This is a genomic window from Pseudoalteromonas sp. 120-MNA-CIBAN-0494, assembly GCF_040308885.1.
Classification (GTDB): Bacteria; Pseudomonadota; Gammaproteobacteria; order Enterobacterales; family Alteromonadaceae; genus Pseudoalteromonas; species Pseudoalteromonas nigrifaciens.
In genome coordinates, this window is sequence record NZ_JBEOOE010000003.1 from 105,840 (window position 1) to 122,146 (window position 16,307).

Annotated in this window: 15 protein-coding genes; 7 read left to right on the forward strand and 8 right to left on the reverse strand. The window is 39.4% G+C overall.

Annotated elements, in window-relative coordinates; genetic code table 11:
• Nucleotide 1: 1 nt before the first annotated feature.
• The gene (locus AAEY55_RS03725) at nt 2-1,072 is read right to left on the reverse strand and encodes a DUF3083 family protein (RefSeq protein WP_011328321.1); all 1,071 of its coding nucleotides are present in this window, start codon (nt 1,070-1,072) and stop codon (nt 2-4) included.
• Between the two features lie 216 nt (nt 1,073-1,288).
• Here AAEY55_RS03725 and glnS point away from each other — a divergent pair, with 216 nt between their 5' ends.
• On the forward strand, nt 1,289-2,947 hold the full coding sequence (gene glnS, locus AAEY55_RS03730) for a glutamine--tRNA ligase (RefSeq protein WP_086994249.1): 1,659 nt from the start codon (nt 1,289-1,291) through the stop codon (nt 2,945-2,947).
• 113 nt (nt 2,948-3,060) lie between these two features.
• On the opposite strand, the gene fur is transcribed toward glnS, so the two are convergent.
• The 5 genes from fur to AAEY55_RS03755 form a co-directional block, all read right to left on the reverse strand.
• Nucleotides 3,061-3,504 (reverse strand): ferric iron uptake transcriptional regulator, encoded by a 444-nt coding sequence (fur, locus tag AAEY55_RS03735; RefSeq protein ID WP_011328319.1) that lies wholly within the window; start codon nt 3,502-3,504, stop codon nt 3,061-3,063.
• Nucleotides 3,505-3,700: 196 nt separating this feature from the next.
• Nucleotides 3,701-4,228: a flavodoxin FldA gene (fldA, locus tag AAEY55_RS03740; RefSeq protein WP_011328317.1), complete on the reverse strand. Its 528-nt coding sequence runs from the start codon at nt 4,226-4,228 to the stop codon at nt 3,701-3,703.
• A 12-nt stretch (nt 4,229-4,240) separates the two neighbouring features.
• A complete protein-coding gene (ybfE, locus tag AAEY55_RS03745) occupies nt 4,241-4,519 on the reverse strand; it encodes a LexA regulated protein (protein ID WP_011328316.1) in 279 nt (92 codons plus the stop codon).
• A 2-nt stretch (nt 4,520-4,521) separates the two neighbouring features.
• Nucleotides 4,522-4,743 carry a DUF2788 domain-containing protein gene (locus AAEY55_RS03750; protein WP_011328315.1) on the reverse strand — a complete coding sequence of 74 codons (222 nt, stop codon included), beginning with the start codon at nt 4,741-4,743 and terminating at the stop codon, nt 4,522-4,524.
• A 95-nt stretch (nt 4,744-4,838) separates the two neighbouring features.
• Nucleotides 4,839-5,606, reverse strand: coding sequence for an alpha/beta fold hydrolase (locus tag AAEY55_RS03755; protein ID WP_339683121.1), 768 nt, complete (start codon nt 5,604-5,606; stop codon nt 4,839-4,841).
• A 263-nt stretch (nt 5,607-5,869) separates the two neighbouring features.
• On the opposite strand from AAEY55_RS03755, the gene seqA reads away from it, so the two are divergent.
• From seqA to AAEY55_RS03785, 6 genes are all read left to right on the forward strand, one after another.
• The gene (seqA, locus tag AAEY55_RS03760; protein ID WP_089368346.1) at nt 5,870-6,463 is read left to right on the forward strand and encodes a replication initiation negative regulator SeqA; all 594 of its coding nucleotides are present in this window, start codon (nt 5,870-5,872) and stop codon (nt 6,461-6,463) included.
• 9 nt (nt 6,464-6,472) lie between these two features.
• Entirely contained in the window at nt 6,473-8,110 is a 1,638-nt protein-coding gene (pgm, locus tag AAEY55_RS03765; RefSeq protein ID WP_339683125.1) for a phosphoglucomutase (alpha-D-glucose-1,6-bisphosphate-dependent), read from the forward strand.
• Between the two features lie 97 nt (nt 8,111-8,207).
• Complete coding sequence (gene astE / locus AAEY55_RS03770; protein ID WP_011328311.1) at nt 8,208-9,263, forward strand: succinylglutamate desuccinylase; 1,056 nt, start codon at nt 8,208-8,210, stop codon at nt 9,261-9,263.
• A gap of 264 nt (nt 9,264-9,527) precedes the next feature.
• On the forward strand, nt 9,528-10,742 hold the full coding sequence (locus AAEY55_RS03775) for a thiamine pyrophosphate-dependent dehydrogenase E1 component subunit alpha (RefSeq protein ID WP_011328310.1): 1,215 nt from the start codon (nt 9,528-9,530) through the stop codon (nt 10,740-10,742).
• Nucleotides 10,742-11,719 (forward strand): transketolase C-terminal domain-containing protein, encoded by a 978-nt coding sequence (locus tag AAEY55_RS03780; protein ID WP_350550103.1) that lies wholly within the window; start codon nt 10,742-10,744, stop codon nt 11,717-11,719. The genes AAEY55_RS03775 and AAEY55_RS03780 overlap by 1 nt, the downstream gene beginning before the upstream one ends.
• An 8-nt stretch (nt 11,720-11,727) precedes the next feature.
• The gene (locus AAEY55_RS03785; protein ID WP_011328308.1) at nt 11,728-13,302 is read left to right on the forward strand and encodes a dihydrolipoyllysine-residue acetyltransferase; all 1,575 of its coding nucleotides are present in this window, start codon (nt 11,728-11,730) and stop codon (nt 13,300-13,302) included.
• 75 nt (nt 13,303-13,377) lie between these two features.
• On the opposite strand, the gene AAEY55_RS03790 is transcribed toward AAEY55_RS03785, so the two are convergent.
• Nucleotides 13,378-14,550 carry a putative manganese transporter gene (locus tag AAEY55_RS03790; protein WP_182676641.1) on the reverse strand — a complete coding sequence of 391 codons (1,173 nt, stop codon included), beginning with the start codon at nt 14,548-14,550 and terminating at the stop codon, nt 13,378-13,380.
• 121 nt (nt 14,551-14,671) lie between these two features.
• Nucleotides 14,672-16,297: a M28 family metallopeptidase gene (locus tag AAEY55_RS03795; RefSeq protein ID WP_089368342.1), complete on the reverse strand. Its 1,626-nt coding sequence runs from the start codon at nt 16,295-16,297 to the stop codon at nt 14,672-14,674.
• Nucleotides 16,298-16,307 lie beyond the last annotated feature (10 nt).

The window sequence follows — 16,307 nt, forward strand, 5'->3', positions numbered from 1 at the left end:
CTTAGTATAGGTAGCTTATATGCTGATAAAACCGCACTGATAAATCTTGGCGTTGTTTATTTATAGCTAACTCATCGCACAAAGTATGAATCGTTTTCTCTACTTGATTCATAAACCGCCCATAGCCCATTTCATTATTATTATGCTGCGCAGCCACCACTACAAAATGCAGTGTTTCTACTAATTTATCTTCATTAAATAGCGCTTTAATTTGCACTTGATCAGTCTCTATGTCAAAGCTTAACTTTTGTAATTCTTGATTACCGTCATTTTTATCAATGCTGCTATTACGAATAATAGGTATAGCGCCATTAGCAACCATAGCCCCGTGGGTTAACTTATTGGTATTACAAATTTGGGTAAATAAATCGGTAAAGTATGTATAAAATTGCTTAAAATCACGATTATTTATTTGTGTTTGAAATTGCGTTTTGATTGCTCGTGACACTGGAATAGCGAAGGTTGCATAGCTCATTTGGGCATGATCACTGGGAATATTACACTGCCTTGACTGGTAGCGAGGGTAGAGGCTACGCAGTTTATAACCGTAGGTTTGTTTATTGCCTTTATCTTTAGCAAATAAGTCATAGGTTAAATGTTGATGATCGCGCAGTTTAAACAATGGTTGTTCTAAAAATAACTGCTGTTGTAAATTATTTAATACCTTTTGTACCTTGCTATGAAACAGTGCTGAATTTGCACGCAGATCGTCACCGGTTGCTAAAAATAACAGCCTGATTTTTTTACTGGCTATATTTTCAGTGTAGTACGCTTTATGTGCTTCGTGGTAGCGAGGGTTATAAAAAAACAACATTTGTTTATTCGTTTCAAGCTGATACGACTCATCGTTAAAGCGTACTACAGGTAGTTTGTCGTTCGCTAATAAATGCACATTGTGTAAGCCAAGCTCATCACAGCAAGAAAAAAGCTCACGTGCTATACGCTCATAACAACAGTTAATATTACTAAAGCTTTTATAAAAATCAGTGGTAGGGGTTATTTCAGCTAAAAGGTAGTGATTGGTACGGGCATTGGTTGGAATATAAACACGGTGTTGATTTTGTATAGCCATGATGGTTCCTTTAAGTCAGGTTATTTGCTTACTATAATGGCCTTTGATGACGTTATTATTGCGCTAAAACAAAGTTTATTCATTAACTGACTCGTTACTGAATTAAAGTTAACCAAGATCTAAAATAAACCTTAATCTATTGCTGTATGTTAGTGTATGTTTTTGTAATAATGCATTAGTTTTGTTATCACGCACTATTTTGAGGATCATACTCCTATGGCGGAAATCGAGAATCGCCCAAGTAATTTTATTAGAACCCGCATTGACCAAGATTTAGCAAGTGGAAAGCATGCGTCTACGCATACTCGTTTTCCACCCGAACCAAATGGTTTTTTACACATTGGCCATGCAAAATCAATTTGTTTAAATTTTGGCATCGCAAAAGACTATAACGGTTTATGTAACTTACGCTTTGACGATACAAACCCAGAAAAAGAAGATATTAACTACGTTAATTCTATTAAAGAAGACGTGCAGTGGTTAGGCTTTAATTGGGATGGCGAAATTAAATACTCGTCTAATTACTTCGATATATTATACGATTATGCAGTTGAGCTAATAAATAAAGGCTTAGCGTATGTGTGCTTTTTAACGGCAGATCAAGCCCGTGAATACCGTGGCACATTAAAAGAGCCGGGTAAAAACAGCCCATACCGCGATACAGCAAGTGATGAGAATCTCGCGTTATTTGAAAAAATGCGTAATGGCGAGTTTAAAGAAGGCGAGTGTGTACTGCGCGCTAAAATTGATATGGCAAGCTCATTTATGGTGCTTCGCGATCCTATTATTTATCGTGTACGCTTTGCTCATCATCATCAAACTGCAGATAAGTGGTGCATTTACCCAATGTACGACTTTACTCACTGTATTTCTGATGCGCTAGAAGGTATTACTCATTCATTGTGTACACTGGAGTTTCAAGATAACCGTCGTTTATACGACTGGGTACTTGATAACATCAGTTTAGAGTGTCATCCACAGCAAATTGAGTTTTCACGCTTAAACCTAGAGTACACTATTATGTCTAAGCGCAAGCTCAGCGACTTAGTAGTGAATAATCATGTAGAAGGGTGGGATGATCCACGTATGCCTACGATTGCAGGCTTACGTCGTCGTGGTTATACCCCAGCCTCCATTCGTGAGTTCTGCTTACGTATTGGTGTAACCAAACAAGAAAACATGGTTGAAATGGGCATGCTTGAAGCCTGTATCCGTGAAGATCTTAACGAAAATGCACCACGTGCAATGGCGGTACTTGATCCCGTTAAAATCGTTATTGAAAACTATGATGCTGATAAAGTTGAAACCTTATCTGTGGCTAATCACCCAAATAAAGAAGAAATGGGTCGCCGTGATGTGCCATTCACACGTGAAATTTATATTGAACGTGAAGACTTTAAAGAAGAAGCTAATAACAAGTTCAAACGTTTAGTACTTGATAAAGAAGTACGCTTACGCGGCGCTTATGTTATTAAAGCACAGCGTGTTGAAAAAGACGAAAATGGTGAAATTACCACTATTTATTGTACTTTTGATCCAGAAACGCTAGGTAAAAACCCAAGTGATGGTCGTAAAGTTAAAGGGGTTATTCATTGGGTATCGGCAAGTGAAGCGATTACAGCAGAAGTACGTTTATATGACCGTTTATTTAGCGTACCAAACCCAGCAGCAGCCGATGAGTTTGAAAGCACCTTAAACCCTGACTCATTAGTTATTTTAACGAATGCTAAGTTAGAGCCATCGTTGGCTAATTCAGCAGCCGAGCAAGGTTTTCAGTTTGAACGTACTGGCTATTTTTCGCGAGATTCAAAAGCGAAAAACATAGTATTTAATCAAACAGTGGGTCTGCGTGACTCATGGTCAAAAACTCAGTAAAGGTTAACGCCTCTGTACTCATTATTACCTAGGAAGTGTTAGTAATGAGTACTGGGAATTTTACTGACAAAAAAACCTGCATTAAGCAGGTTTTTTTTGTTTATAATACAAGCTTAACTTATATTATTAGCAAAATTTTTGCACGCTTCTTTGTCTTCGCATTCACCATACAAATATAAAGAATGATTGGTTAATTTAATACCATTTCTTTCAGCAACTTCAAGTTGGCGACGTTCAATAACATCATCTTCAAACTCAACCACTTTACCACATTTTAGACATACTAAGTGGTCATGGTGAGTGCTGGTTGCAAGTTCAAATACTGATTTACCACCTTCAAAGTGATGGCGAGTAACAATACCAGCGTCATCAAATTGATTAAGTACGCGATATACAGTTGCAAGACCGATTTCTTCACCCAAATCTAGAAGAATTTTATAAACATCCTCAGCACTAATATGCTGGTTATCAGGTGATTGTAAAATCTCTAAAATCTTAATTCGCGGTAAAGTAACCTTTAAACCGGCTTTTTTTAATTCCAAATTATGATCAGTCATTAAATCTGTCTCAATTTTGTTTGGTTATACTAGACACCTTGCAAGGATGTACACGAATAGATGTACACGACACATCAACCGGTAAGGGTAACGTGCCTAGCTACTAAGTGCAAAGGTCAAAGCTAATAAATACCGATAAAAACGCATTTACTAATATATTGCTACTAATTTAAGCAAAAACCAAGAAAAAATAAAGTTAATCAGCAAGTTCGCTTAAACACATTTCTTCATAAACTTGGGCAGACCAGGCTTTAACACGCTGCTCAGTAAGTTCTGGTTGACGGTCTTCATCGATACCTAAACCAACAAAATGTTTGTCATCAGCAATACCTTTAGATGCTTCAAAGTTATAACTTTCACTTGGCCAATGACCAACCACAATAGCACCACGTTCAGTAACTATATCGTTAATCATGCCCATTGCATCTAAAAAGTACTCTGCGTAGTCTTCTTGGTCACCACAACCAAAAATAGCAACCAGCTTACCTTCAAAGTCTACTTCTTCAAGCTCAGGAAAAAAATCATCCCAATCACATTGCGCTTCGCCATAATACCAAGTAGGAATACCAAATAAGATTAAATCAAATTCCGCAATCTCTTCTTTAGAGCTTTTTGCAATATCATGTACAGCTACGAGCTTTTTACCCAATTCTTTTTGGATCATTTTTGCTACGTGTTCTGTATTACCTGTGTCACTTCCGAAAAAAATGCCTACACTTGCCATGGATTAAACCTTTTATCTATCAATAGCCAATCTTTCTTGTAAAATTGTTTCAATCAACACACTGCGGCTAATATTTTGTGCATCTGCCATATCACTAAGTGCCTGATATAACTGTGAAGAAACTTTAAATTCAACACGCTTTAAACCACGTGCTTTATCTCTTTTTATTTGATTACGTTTATTAACCTTTAACTGCATATCCCGTGGAAGGGGATTGGTTTTAGGTCTGCCTGGGCGTTTTTCGTATTCAAATAAATCGAGCGTTGTTCTATCTGTTTCTGACTTGGCCATGCTTAACCTACACCTGCGCCTTGCCAAAATACTTGAATAAGTCCTTTAGCAATAAAGCCAGAACACCCTAAAAAGAGTACAGCCCAAACAATGTAACGACCAAACTTGGGTACATTGCCGCTTTTTAGTACGTCTTTAATTGCCATACCGATAAATATAAAAATACCGGCTAAGCCAAAATACAACCCTAAGGTATCAAATTCGTTAATTAACTGACTGACCATCAACGTGTAACCTTTAAATTAAACGGCGCATACTATAGCATATAAATATACGACTTTTTAGTACGCAAAATCAAAAACAGGCGATTAAAATGAGTTTAAATCGCAGTTAAAAAGTCATTTATTGCTTTATTCACTGCTAATGGCTTTTGCGCATGCAACCAGTGGCCAGCACCGTGAATTATTTTGGCACTGGCATTACTAAAGCGCGCATTAATAGCCGCTCTATGCTCAGCTAATATATAGTCAGAATCATTACCTTTAATAAATAGAGTGTCGCACAAACAAGAATTGTTTTCATTAACATTGTCGGTAATTATCGAATAATTTTTATCAAGACTCAATAAATTAAACCGCCATGCAAAATTGCCTTCATCGTTTTTAGCTAAACTTTTTAATAAAAACTGACGCACACCCATCTCGTCTATAAAAGGCTGCATAATTACATCGGCATGCTTTCTATCTGTAATAGATTCGTTTGCAACCGCTTTAAGCGCTTGAATAATTTTAGTGTGGCGAGCAGGGTAACTAACAGGTGCTATATCAAGCACAATTAATTTATTAACGTGCTCTGGATGGGTTAATGCCAATTCCATTGCTACTTTTCCGCCCATAGAGTGGCCTATAATGTGCGCTTTATCTATGTTCAAATGCGTTAATAATTCAATAATATCTTGGGCCATTGCCGCATAAGTCATTGTATCGCTATGGGGCGATTTGCCATGGTTACGTAAATCGACATTGGTTACGGTATAAAATTCACTAAGGGGTTTTGCGATCACGTTTAAGTTCTCTAATGATCCAAAAAGCCCATGAATTAAAATAACATGTGGGCCTTGCCCTTGTTGCTTATAATTTAACTGCATATTAGCCTCAGTGTAAAATTCGCCATAGTGTGACGAGCATTTGCTTAAAAAGCAAAAAATACAGTCACAAAATATAATATTGGGCTGTAGCCTGTTTTATCAACAATATTTAGCTATTTAATCGTGCTAAATAGTAATTTAAATAGCGCTGATAAGTAATTTAAAATATATGTTTACAGCGGGGTTTGTTGTAACTCGCATTTCTAACTGGTTTGGGTATAATCACACGGAAAGAAAAATGTGGCCGTAATGACAGGAAGAACATGAAACAAATCGACATAGACGACGAGTTATATCAGTATATTGCCAGCAATACGCAAAGTATTGGTGAGAGCGCATCCACTATTTTACGTCGTTTATTAAATCTGAGCGGCGAAAAAATTCAGACCGCAAACGTAGAGCTTAATCAAAATAATCAAACAACAACTACCTTGCCTAAAATTACCCCTGTAGCAGAGCAAACACCTGCGCTTGCTGCTAAGCCAAGTGCAGTAGCTGAGAAGTCTGTGCAGCAAAAAAATGCGAATGTATTTAATGTATTAAATAAAGAAGAGTTGGCAATGCAGAAAGGCGTTGTGGGTCGGTTTTTATTTATTTTAAGTGCATTTTACCGTACCCATAAAACTGACTTTCGCGCCGTATTAGATATCAAAGGCCGTGATCGCGTTTACTTTGCTACTAGCAAAGAAGACTTAGTTAATAGTGGTAGCAGTATGAACCCTAAAAACATCACCGACAGTGAGTATTGGGTAATGACAAACTCTAACACTACACGTAAAAAAATGATGCTTCATGAAGTTGCTTTGTGTTTAGGTTATAGCACAGAACAAGCTGAAAAAATTCGCGACTACCTGTAAGGAAATACTATGGCTATTCATCCAGGTGCGGGCAAACCAGCTCCACAATCGGTATTAATAAATGTACCTAAATTAGTATCTGCGTATTATTTAAATGAGCCAGACCTTGAGCAGAATCCAGAGCATTGTGTTGCATTTGGTACATCAGGGCATCGTGGTTGCTCCTACGATGTTAAATTTAACGAGTCGCACATACTCTCTATTACTCAAGCTATTTGTGACTACAGAAAACAAAACGATATTTTTGGCCCGTTATTTTTAGGAAAAGACACCCACGCTTTAAGTGAAGCGGCCTTTAATTCGGCAATAGAAGTATTAGTAGCCAACGAAGTGCAAGTGATCACCCAAGACGATGGTGACTTTACTCCAACACCTGTAATTAGCCACGCTATTGTAAGTTACAACAAGCTGCACCCAAATGAATTAGCCGACGGTATTGTAGTTACGCCTTCGCATAACCCACCAGAGGATGGCGGGTTTAAATACAACCCACCCGATGGCGGGCCTGCCGATACCGACGTGACTAAATGGATAGAAGACAGAGCTAATCAGTTATTACTAGAGGACTTAGTTGAAGTGGAATTATTTCCGTTTGCTAAAGCCTCGCGCTCAGGGTTTATTAAATACCAAGACTTAATGACCCCGTATATTAATGATCTAGAAAATATTGTTAATTTAAAAGCCATTAGCGAAGCGGGTATTAAAATTGGCGTTGATCCGCTGGGCGGCTCAGGCATTAATTTTTGGCCGGTTATCGCTAAAAAATATAATTTAGACATTAGCGTTGTAAATGATGTTGTTGATCCTCGTTTTGCATTTATGCCACTTGATAAAGATGGCAAAATTCGTATGGATTGCTCATCACCTTATTCAATGGCCAATCTTATTGCGCTTAAAGATGATTTTGATATTGCCATTGGTAACGATCCAGATTACGACCGCCATGGCATAGTAACGCCAGATGGTTTAATGAACCCTAATCACTTTTTAGCGGTTGCGATTGATTATTTGCTTAAAAATCGAGACTGGAACGCAAATGTGCAAATTGGCAAAACGTTAGTTTCCAGCTCCATGATCGACAAAGTTACTGAGCGTAATGGCCGTAAAGTAAAAGAAGTACCGGTTGGCTTTAAATGGTTTGTTGAAGGGTTAAATAAAGGTAAGTTAGCCTTTGGCGGCGAAGAAAGTGCTGGCGCCGCATTTTTACGTTTTGATGGCAGTGTTTGGTGTACCGACAAAGATGGCTTTATTATGGGCTTATTAGCGGCCGAAATACTTGCTGTTACCGGTAAAACACCGTCTGCTCTTTATAAAGAGTTAGAGCAAGAATTTGGCTCGCCGCTTTATAAACGTATAGACGCACCGGCTACAAGCACGCAAAAATCGCGTTTAAAAGCCCTCAGTGCCGACGACGTTAAAGCCGATACACTCGCAGGTGAACCTATTTTACAAAAGCTAACCCATGCGCCAGGTAATAATGCGCCAATTGGTGGTTTAAAAGTAGTTACCGAAAGTGGTTGGTTTGCAGCGCGTCCATCGGGTACTGAAGATATATACAAAATTTACCTTGAGTCGTTTAAAGGTGAAGTGCATTTAGCACTACTTGAAAAAGAAGCTAAAAAGCTAGTAGACTCAGTTATTAGCTAATATCGCTTATATTACTTAAAAACGGCTGATTTAATCAGCCGTTTTTGTTTTTAATTGCATAATAATAATTTCAATTTTACAAAGGGCTTTTATCCATATGTCAGCCACTACTCCAGATTACATCGAAGAATTAAAACAAACTGGCGACTTTTTAACGCTAAGCCGCAATAACGAATGGCACTTAGCCGCAGGGGAGTTCACCCTCAATAATGGCACAGTAGTTACTATTCATGATACCGGTGTTATAGAGTTTCAACCGGCCACTGTTTCAAGCAAAGACGTAGTGTACTCAAGTGCAGTGCACGGAAACGAAACCGCACCAATCGAAATATGCGACGAATTAATTAAACAAATAATCGCCGGTGAGCTGCTCTTAAAGCAGCGCGCTTTATTTATTTTTGGTAATCCGCAATCAATTAATATTGGTTTGCGTTTTGTAGAAGAAAACCTTAACAGGTTGTTTAATGGCCACCATAGCGTAGACGGCGTACCAATGAATAACGAACGTACCCGTGCAGCCAAATTAGAGCAGTACGTAAGTGACTTTTTTAGCCGAGGCGAGCAAGGTAGCAGCCGCTGCCATTACGATTTACATACTGCAATTCGTGGCTCTAAAAACGAAAAGTTTGCAGTGTATCCCTATTTACATGGTAAACCGTGGAAAAAGTCGCAATTACAGTTTTTATTAAGTTGTGGGGTAAATACCGTATTAATGATGAAATCCCCAGCAACCACCTTTAGTTATTATTCATCATTTGTGCATGGTGCCGATTCGTTTACGGTCGAGCTTGGCCAAGTTAAGCCCTTTGGTGAGAATGACATGAGCCGCTTTGCAAAAACCAAACAAACACTCACTGCATTAATTAGCCAAGATAAGGTTGAATATCCAGAATTTAATGCAGATGAATTCGAGTTGTTTACTGTGCACCGCACCATAAATAGAACGCAGAATGAATTTAGTTTTCCATTTTCAGATCAGGCCGAAAACTTCACAGGTTTTGCCAAGGGTGAGTTGTTAGCTACTGATGGCGATACACCTTACTACGCCGATGTGCAAGGAGAAGCGATTATTTTCCCCAATGCAAACGTAGCTATTGGCCAGCGAGCGCTGTTAACCGTTGTGCCAATGGCGATAGACAGTAATTTTATTTAAAATAGCTGATCAGACCACTTGTTGTAATAAGTTAACTATATGATTAATAAATAGTAAAATATCTGTATAGTTAACTTGCCATTTTTATACTCACTATTTAGTTTTGTTTCGTCACAGATTTGTTGAATAACACTTTACGTTAACGTAAAGTGTCGGCAGCTTTAATTAAAGACAGTGCAGATGTTGCAAAGTTTATTCGCAGCAATCAACCCACAATAATAATTTAATGGGCACTGTTTTATCGACAACAAAAGAAGGTAGGTTATGAGTAATCCAAATAACGTATCGCTGAATATTAACCATAAGCTTGAGTTTATCGATGGCAATGCGTTAACTATTCCAACCCTTAGTATTTTAACTGAGGACGGCGAGATTCATCCAGGTGCAACCGCACCCGACATTTCAAAACATACCGCAATTAAATTATACGAAACCATGCGCTTTATACGTTTGTTAGATGAACGCATGCAAGGTGCACAGCGCCAAGGCCGCATTAGCTTTTATATGCAATGTTTAGGTGAAGAAGCTGCAGTAACAGCCTCTGCAGCTGCGCTTGATCAAAATGATATGATTATGGCTCAGTACCGTGAACAAGCGGCGCTTCACTATCGTGGTTTTACGCTTGATCAGTTTATGAACCAAATGTTTTCTAATGAACTGGATTTAGGCAAAGGCCGCCAAATGCCGATTCATTATGGTTCTAAAGCATTAAACTATATGACCATATCATCGCCATTAGGAACACAAATTCCACAAGCGACTGGCTACGCTTATGGTCAAAAAATTAAACATATAGATGCTAAAACAGGTGAGCTTGCCAGCACTATAGATAACATCACTATTTGTTATTTTGGTGAAGGCGCAGCGTCTGAAGGGGACTTTCATGCCGGTGTAAATATGGCCGCAGTGCATCAAGCGCCGGTAATATTTTTTGCCCGTAATAATGGTTATGCTATTTCGACCCCTGCAGATGAGCAGTTTAAAGGTGACGGCATTGCTTCTCGTGGCGTTGGTTACGGTATTAAAACAATTCGTGTTGATGGCACAGATGCCCTTGCAGTGTATGCGGCAACTAAAAAAGCCCGTGAAATTGCAGTGAGCACAGGCGAGCCAATTTTAATTGAATCAATTGCTTATCGCTTAGGTGCGCATTCGACCTCAGACGATCCAAGTGGTTATCGCTCTAAAGATGAAGAAGCTAATCATCAAGTATGCCCAATCGACAAGTTTAGAAAATGGCTAATTAAGCAAGACTGGCTAAACGAAGCCGACGATGTAAAAGCTAAAGAATCAATTCGTGAAGAAATTTTAGCTGCGCTAAAACGTGCCGAAGTAGTGGCAAAGCCAGCTTTAGAAGAATTAATATCAGATGTTTACGATACCCCAATTCCATCATTGCAACGCCAATATGAGCAACTAAAAGCGCATATAAAACTGCATCCAGATGCCTACCCAGTTACAGCAGGGAGAATTAAGTAATGGCTAAAATGAACATGCTACACGCAATTAACTCTGCACTTGACATTACTATGGCAGAGCATCCACAAGCCTGTATTTTTGGCGAAGATGTGGGTTACTTTGGTGGTGTATTTAGAGCAACTTCAGGCTTACAAGAAAAGTACGGTAAACACCGTGTATTTAATACCCCGCTTACAGAGCAAGGTATTTTAGGTTTTGCGAATGGTTTAGCGGCTTTTGGCGCTCCAGCGCTGGCAGAAATACAGTTTGCAGATTATATATTTCCAGCCTTTGACCAAATAGTCAATGAATCAGCTAAATTTCGCTACCGCAGTGGTAATGAGTTTAATGTGGGTAATTTAACTATTCGTACACCTTACGGCGGCGGAATTGCAGGGGGCTTGTATCATTCACAATCACCCGAGGCTTACTTTGCACATACACCAGGCTTAAAAGTGATTGTGCCACGTAACCCGTACCAAGCAAAAGGCTTATTACGCGCGGCAATCAAAGATGACAACCCGGTATTGTTTTTTGAACCAAAACGCTTATACCGCGCATCAATCGGCGAAGTGCCAGAAGAAGATTACATCATTGAGCTTGGAAAAGCCGAGGTAGTACAGCAAGGTACAGACGTGACCTTACTTGCGTGGGGCGCGCAAATGGAAATAATAGAAGACGCCGCCAAACAAGCAAGTGAACAAGGCATTAGCTGCGAAGTAATTGATTTACGCAGTATTTTACCATGGGATGTAGAGGCAATTGCACAGTCGGTGACTAAAACTGGACGCTTGATTGTTAGCCACGAAGCGCCAATTACTAATGGCTTTGGTGCAGAAATAGCGGCAACCATTGGTCAAGAATGTTTCCTACATTTAGAATCGCCAATTATGCGCGTGTGTGGCTTAGATACGCCGTATCCGTTAGCGCTTGAAAAAGAATATGTACCGGATGCATTAAAAGTATTGGCCGCAATTAAACAATCAATGGATTTTTAGGGGATACCATGGCTAAAGATTTTATATTACCCGATATTGGTGAAGGCATAGTTGAATGCGAAGTTGTTGAATGGCTTGTAGCAGAAGGTGACACTGTGGCTGAAGATCAGCCTATTTGTGATGTAATGACAGACAAGGCATTAGTGCAAATACCCGCTGTACATGATGGGGTTATTACCAAGCTTTATTATCAAAAAGGTGAAATTGCCAAGGTTCATGGGCCATTATTTGCTATGAATGTAAGTGGTGAAGCAGTTAGCGAAGAAGCTGATGCAGCACCTGAAAAAGCAGCTCAAACGGTTGTCAGTAATAATAGCAGCGAGCACTTAGAAGATTTTATTTTGCCAGATATAGGCGAAGGTATTGTTGAGTGTGAAATTGTTGACTGGTTAGTTGCCGAAGGTGAAGAAATAGTTGAGGATCAAGCGGTTTGTGATGTAATGACAGACAAAGCCTTGGTACAAATACCGGCAAAATATACTGGTGTTGTAAATAAGCTGTATTATCAAAAAGGTGAAATAGCCAAAGTGCACAGCCCGTTATTTCAAATGACGGTAGCAGGGCGTACAGCTAAAGCCGATGCAGATATAAATCAAGCAGTGGTAAAAGCACAAACTAATGCAGCAGATAAACCAGCGGCTATTAAAGCTGAGCAAACAACTAAAATTGTGAATAAAAAAGCAGTTGCATCGCCAGCGGTTCGTCGTAAAGCACGCGAGCTTGATGTTGATTTAACCTGTGTACCGGGCAGTGGTAAAAATGGCCGTATTTATAAACAAGACATAGAAGAGTTTGTAAAAGGCGAAGTTCCTAACACTATCGATACCTCACCATTGCACAGTGGCAATGAGCAAAGAACATCAGCTACACACTCAGGTGGTACACGTGTAGAGCCAATTAAAGGCATAAAAGCGGCAATGGCTAAACAAATGGTGGCGTCGGTTTCGACCATTCCACACTTTACCTTTAGTGATGAAGTAGACTTAACTAAGCTAATTGCGCTTCGCTCTAGTTTAAAAGAGCAGTATAAAGCGCAAGGTATTAAACTAACCATGATGCCGTTTTTTGTTAAAGCATTATCGCTTGCAATGAAAGAGTACCCAGTACTTAACTCTAAAGTAAATGATGAGTGCAGCGAGCTTACCTATTATAACGATCATAATATTGGAATTGCAGTTGACTCAAAAATAGGTTTATTAGTGCCTAATATTAAATCGTGTCAGAGCAAAAGTATTGTAGAAGTTGCAAACGATTTAACCCGTTTAACCGACTCAGCGCGAGAAGGTCGTGTTGCGCCAGATGATTTGAAAGGCGGTACTATTAGTATTTCAAATATTGGTGCAATTGGCGGCACTATTGCGACGCCTATTATTAATAAACCAGAGGTGGCTATTGTTGCTTTGGGTAAATTACAGCACTTACCGCGTTTTGATGAAAACGGCCAAGTGGTAAGCAAAGCTATAATGCAGGTGAGCTGGTCTGGCGATCATCGCGTGATTGATGGTGGCACTATTGCCCGTTTTAATAACCTTTGGAAATCGTACTTAGAAAATCCATCGGTAATGATGATGGCGATGAGCTAAACATACGCGCTTATTGTTATTAAAAAACCAGCTTCGGCTGGTTTTTTGTTTACTGTATTTAAAAGTATTACTTACTCACCAAAAATATAAACCATAACCCACGCCTAAAGCCGGTATTGCAGTATAAAAAGTTGCTATGAGCGCGGCTTTTGGTGCCATTGCTATGGCAGGAAACAGCGCATCGCCATCGTTAGAAATAGCATTTGCAGTTAAAGCACTAAATGGAATAATACCTTGAATGTACAAAGTGGTAACAATTATTTGTGGCCCGCAACCGGGTAAAAAACCGATTAATACCGCTATAAGTGGTGCTAAATACGCATAGTGTAAAAACCATGCTTTTAAATCAAGTCCTGCCACATTTACTAATATTTCAAATAACATAAATGACGCAACGACCCACGCAGTTACAAAGTGAGTGTCTTGTAATACCTTGGTAATATTAGAGGGAGGATTACGCTTACATGCATCGTCTTCTGCGGTGACTTCTTTATAGCTCTCTCCTTTAGACGAATACGCCCAAATACTGACAATAAACAGTGCCATTGCAGCGCCAAAAAAGCTAATAATGTTAGGTATATTAGTACCCCACTTGTTAAAATCAACATTAAACGCAATTAACAAAGCAATAATTAAGCTTGGAACAATAGCAACCATCCATACCGGCTTAGATATTTTAATAATAGCTGTTGGTAGCTGTATAACCTGTTGTTTATGCTGTTGTGGGAGTGGTCGCAAAAAGTCTTTTTTATGAATAGCATTTACTATCAATCCGCTTAAAGTTCCTACAACCAAGCCAATACCCATAATAATTACTCCTTCGGTAGGGCGAGTAGCAAGTAGTAAAAATGCCGCATCACCCATTGTTGCAGCTAAAACCGCGACAATAGCGCCAAAACTGGCTTGGCCTTTTGTAAATTGGGTAACAACAATAATTGCACCACCACAGCCTGGTAATGCACCTAGTATAGATGCAAAAGCAACTTCTAAAATAGGCGACTTAGCGCTTAAATAACTAAGCTCTAATTGTGGTAAACGTGCTATGGCATAGTAGTAAATTAGTAAGGTAGCTGCTACAAAAACACTGACCTGAAAAAATGCGTCACTGAGTGCAGTAATAGTAATAGCGCGTAAATTAGGTAGGGCTAAACACACTAATATAAAGAGTGGTAATAATAAGCGTTTGTTTTGACCCATAAAGCGTTTTGAATTGGCTGTTATAAATCCACTATGTGAGAGTAATTGCATAAAGTGTGGCCTAGTAAGTAACTAAGCTACACTTTACATTGCACTCAAATGATAATCAATATCATTTGAGTGCAATTATATCGATTACTCTATTTGAGTTTTTCGATTAGATAAGATTAAATTACTTACGTTGGAACTCAGAGTTAGTGTTCCACGTTGGCCATTGCTCTTGCTCAGAAATATTAAAACCTACTTTATAAAATAATTGTAGGTCTTGCACCGCGCCCGATAAATCCCATTCATCACGGTAGCGATCGCATGGTTGATGATAACAACCGCGCAGTACTAAGCTCATACGCTTACGGTAGTTTGCAGTTTCTTCGTCAAAGGCTTGCGTGCCACCACCTGCGTACATGGCTGGAATGCCCATGTTTGCAAAAGCAAAGTGATCAGAGCGATAGTAACCACCCGAAGAAGGATTAGGATCGCCAGATATTGTTCTGCCTTGCTCAAGCGCAACCGTTGTTAATAAATCATCCATTTGTGATTTACCAATACCTACCACGCTAATATCTTTTACTTTGCCTAATAAATTTAAGCTGTCCATATTAATGTTAGCAACGGTTTTATTGGCAGCAATAACAGGGTTAGCTGCATAATATTTTGATCCTAATAAGCCTTGCTCTTCAGCGGTTACCGCTAAAAAGGTCATTGAACGGCTAGGGTGCTTAGGTAATTTAGTAAAGGCTTCAGCCACTTCAATTAAACCAGCCGTACCGGTAGCATTATCGTGCGCGCCATTAAAAATTTGATCCCCTTTGCGGTTTTTATCAGTGCCTAAGTGATCCCAATGTGCAGAATAAATAACATGTTCATCTGGTTTTTCACTGCCCGGTAAAGTGGCAATAAAGTTATACGAGATAGACTTTTTAATGGTGTTTTTTATCTTTATAGAGGCAGTCAAATCGCCCATATCAACGTGGTAAGCGCCTTTTGCAGCATTGGCTTTTAGTGTATCAAAATCAAGCCCTGCTTTATTAAACAGCTCTTTGGCTACGTCTGTTGTTACCCAGCCTTCAACGGCTACACGGTCCATATTGTTGTTTTCTTTTTGAAAACCAAACTGCTCACCACTCCACGAGTTTTCTACTACAGACCAAGGGTATGAAGCTGGTGCTGTTTCGTGAATAATAATTGCGCCCGCTGCACCTTGACGACTCGCTTCTTCGTATTTATAAGTCCAACGGCCATAATAGGTCATGGCATCGCCAGTGAATAAATCAGGGTTTTTAGTTGCAAAGCCCGGATCGTTTACCAGCATTACTACCGTTTTGCCTTTAACATCTAAGCCTTCGTAATCGTTCCAGTTATACTCTGGTGCATTAACGCCGTAACCAACAAATACTAGCTCAGAGTTTTCAATTGCTTGGTTTTCGCTAATGCGACTACTGCCCATTACCATGTCTGTTTTGTATTGGTAGTTTTTACCACCAATTTTTAATACCATGTCTGAGTCTGCTTCAAGCGAAACCAGCGGAACTTCTTGTAAAAAGCTATTGCCATTACCGGGCTTTAAACCCAAGGCTTTAAATTGCGCTGTTAGGTAATCAAGCGTTAGCTTTTCGCCTGGCGATGAAGGGGCACGGCCACCAAATTCATCCGATGCTAACACTTTTACATGCTTAGCAATTTCATCAGCTTGAATACTGTTGTAGCCCTTAGTTACATCATCGGAGGTAATACTTGTTGTAGCGCAGCCCGCTAATACGGCAGCAGTGATAAGGGTAAGAGAGAAATAACGTTTCATATTGGCTCTA

What these genes read in the sequence shown, in the direction of transcription:
- AAEY55_RS03725 (WP_011328321.1), bottom strand. Translation starts at nt 1,072, where the DNA reads ATGGCTATACAAAATCAACACCGTGTTTATATTCCAACCAATGCCCGT.
- glnS (WP_086994249.1), top strand. Translation starts at nt 1,289, where the DNA reads ATGGCGGAAATCGAGAATCGCCCAAGTAATTTTATTAGAACCCGCATT.
- fur (WP_011328319.1), bottom strand. Translation starts at nt 3,504, where the DNA reads ATGACTGATCATAATTTGGAATTAAAAAAAGCCGGTTTAAAGGTTACT.
- fldA (WP_011328317.1), bottom strand. Translation starts at nt 4,228, where the DNA reads ATGGCAAGTGTAGGCATTTTTTTCGGAAGTGACACAGGTAATACAGAA.
- ybfE (WP_011328316.1), bottom strand. Translation starts at nt 4,519, where the DNA reads ATGGCCAAGTCAGAAACAGATAGAACAACGCTCGATTTATTTGAATAC.
- AAEY55_RS03750 (WP_011328315.1), bottom strand. Translation starts at nt 4,743, where the DNA reads ATGGTCAGTCAGTTAATTAACGAATTTGATACCTTAGGGTTGTATTTT.
- AAEY55_RS03755 (WP_339683121.1), bottom strand. Translation starts at nt 5,606, where the DNA reads ATGCAGTTAAATTATAAGCAACAAGGGCAAGGCCCACATGTTATTTTA.
- seqA (WP_089368346.1), top strand. Translation starts at nt 5,870, where the DNA reads ATGAAACAAATCGACATAGACGACGAGTTATATCAGTATATTGCCAGC.
- pgm (WP_339683125.1), top strand. Translation starts at nt 6,473, where the DNA reads ATGGCTATTCATCCAGGTGCGGGCAAACCAGCTCCACAATCGGTATTA.
- astE (WP_011328311.1), top strand. Translation starts at nt 8,208, where the DNA reads ATGTCAGCCACTACTCCAGATTACATCGAAGAATTAAAACAAACTGGC.
- AAEY55_RS03775 (WP_011328310.1), top strand. Translation starts at nt 9,528, where the DNA reads ATGAGTAATCCAAATAACGTATCGCTGAATATTAACCATAAGCTTGAG.
- AAEY55_RS03780 (WP_350550103.1), top strand. Translation starts at nt 10,742, where the DNA reads ATGGCTAAAATGAACATGCTACACGCAATTAACTCTGCACTTGACATT.
- AAEY55_RS03785 (WP_011328308.1), top strand. Translation starts at nt 11,728, where the DNA reads ATGGCTAAAGATTTTATATTACCCGATATTGGTGAAGGCATAGTTGAA.
- AAEY55_RS03790 (WP_182676641.1), bottom strand. Translation starts at nt 14,550, where the DNA reads ATGCAATTACTCTCACATAGTGGATTTATAACAGCCAATTCAAAACGC.
- AAEY55_RS03795 (WP_089368342.1), bottom strand. Translation starts at nt 16,297, where the DNA reads ATGAAACGTTATTTCTCTCTTACCCTTATCACTGCTGCCGTATTAGCG.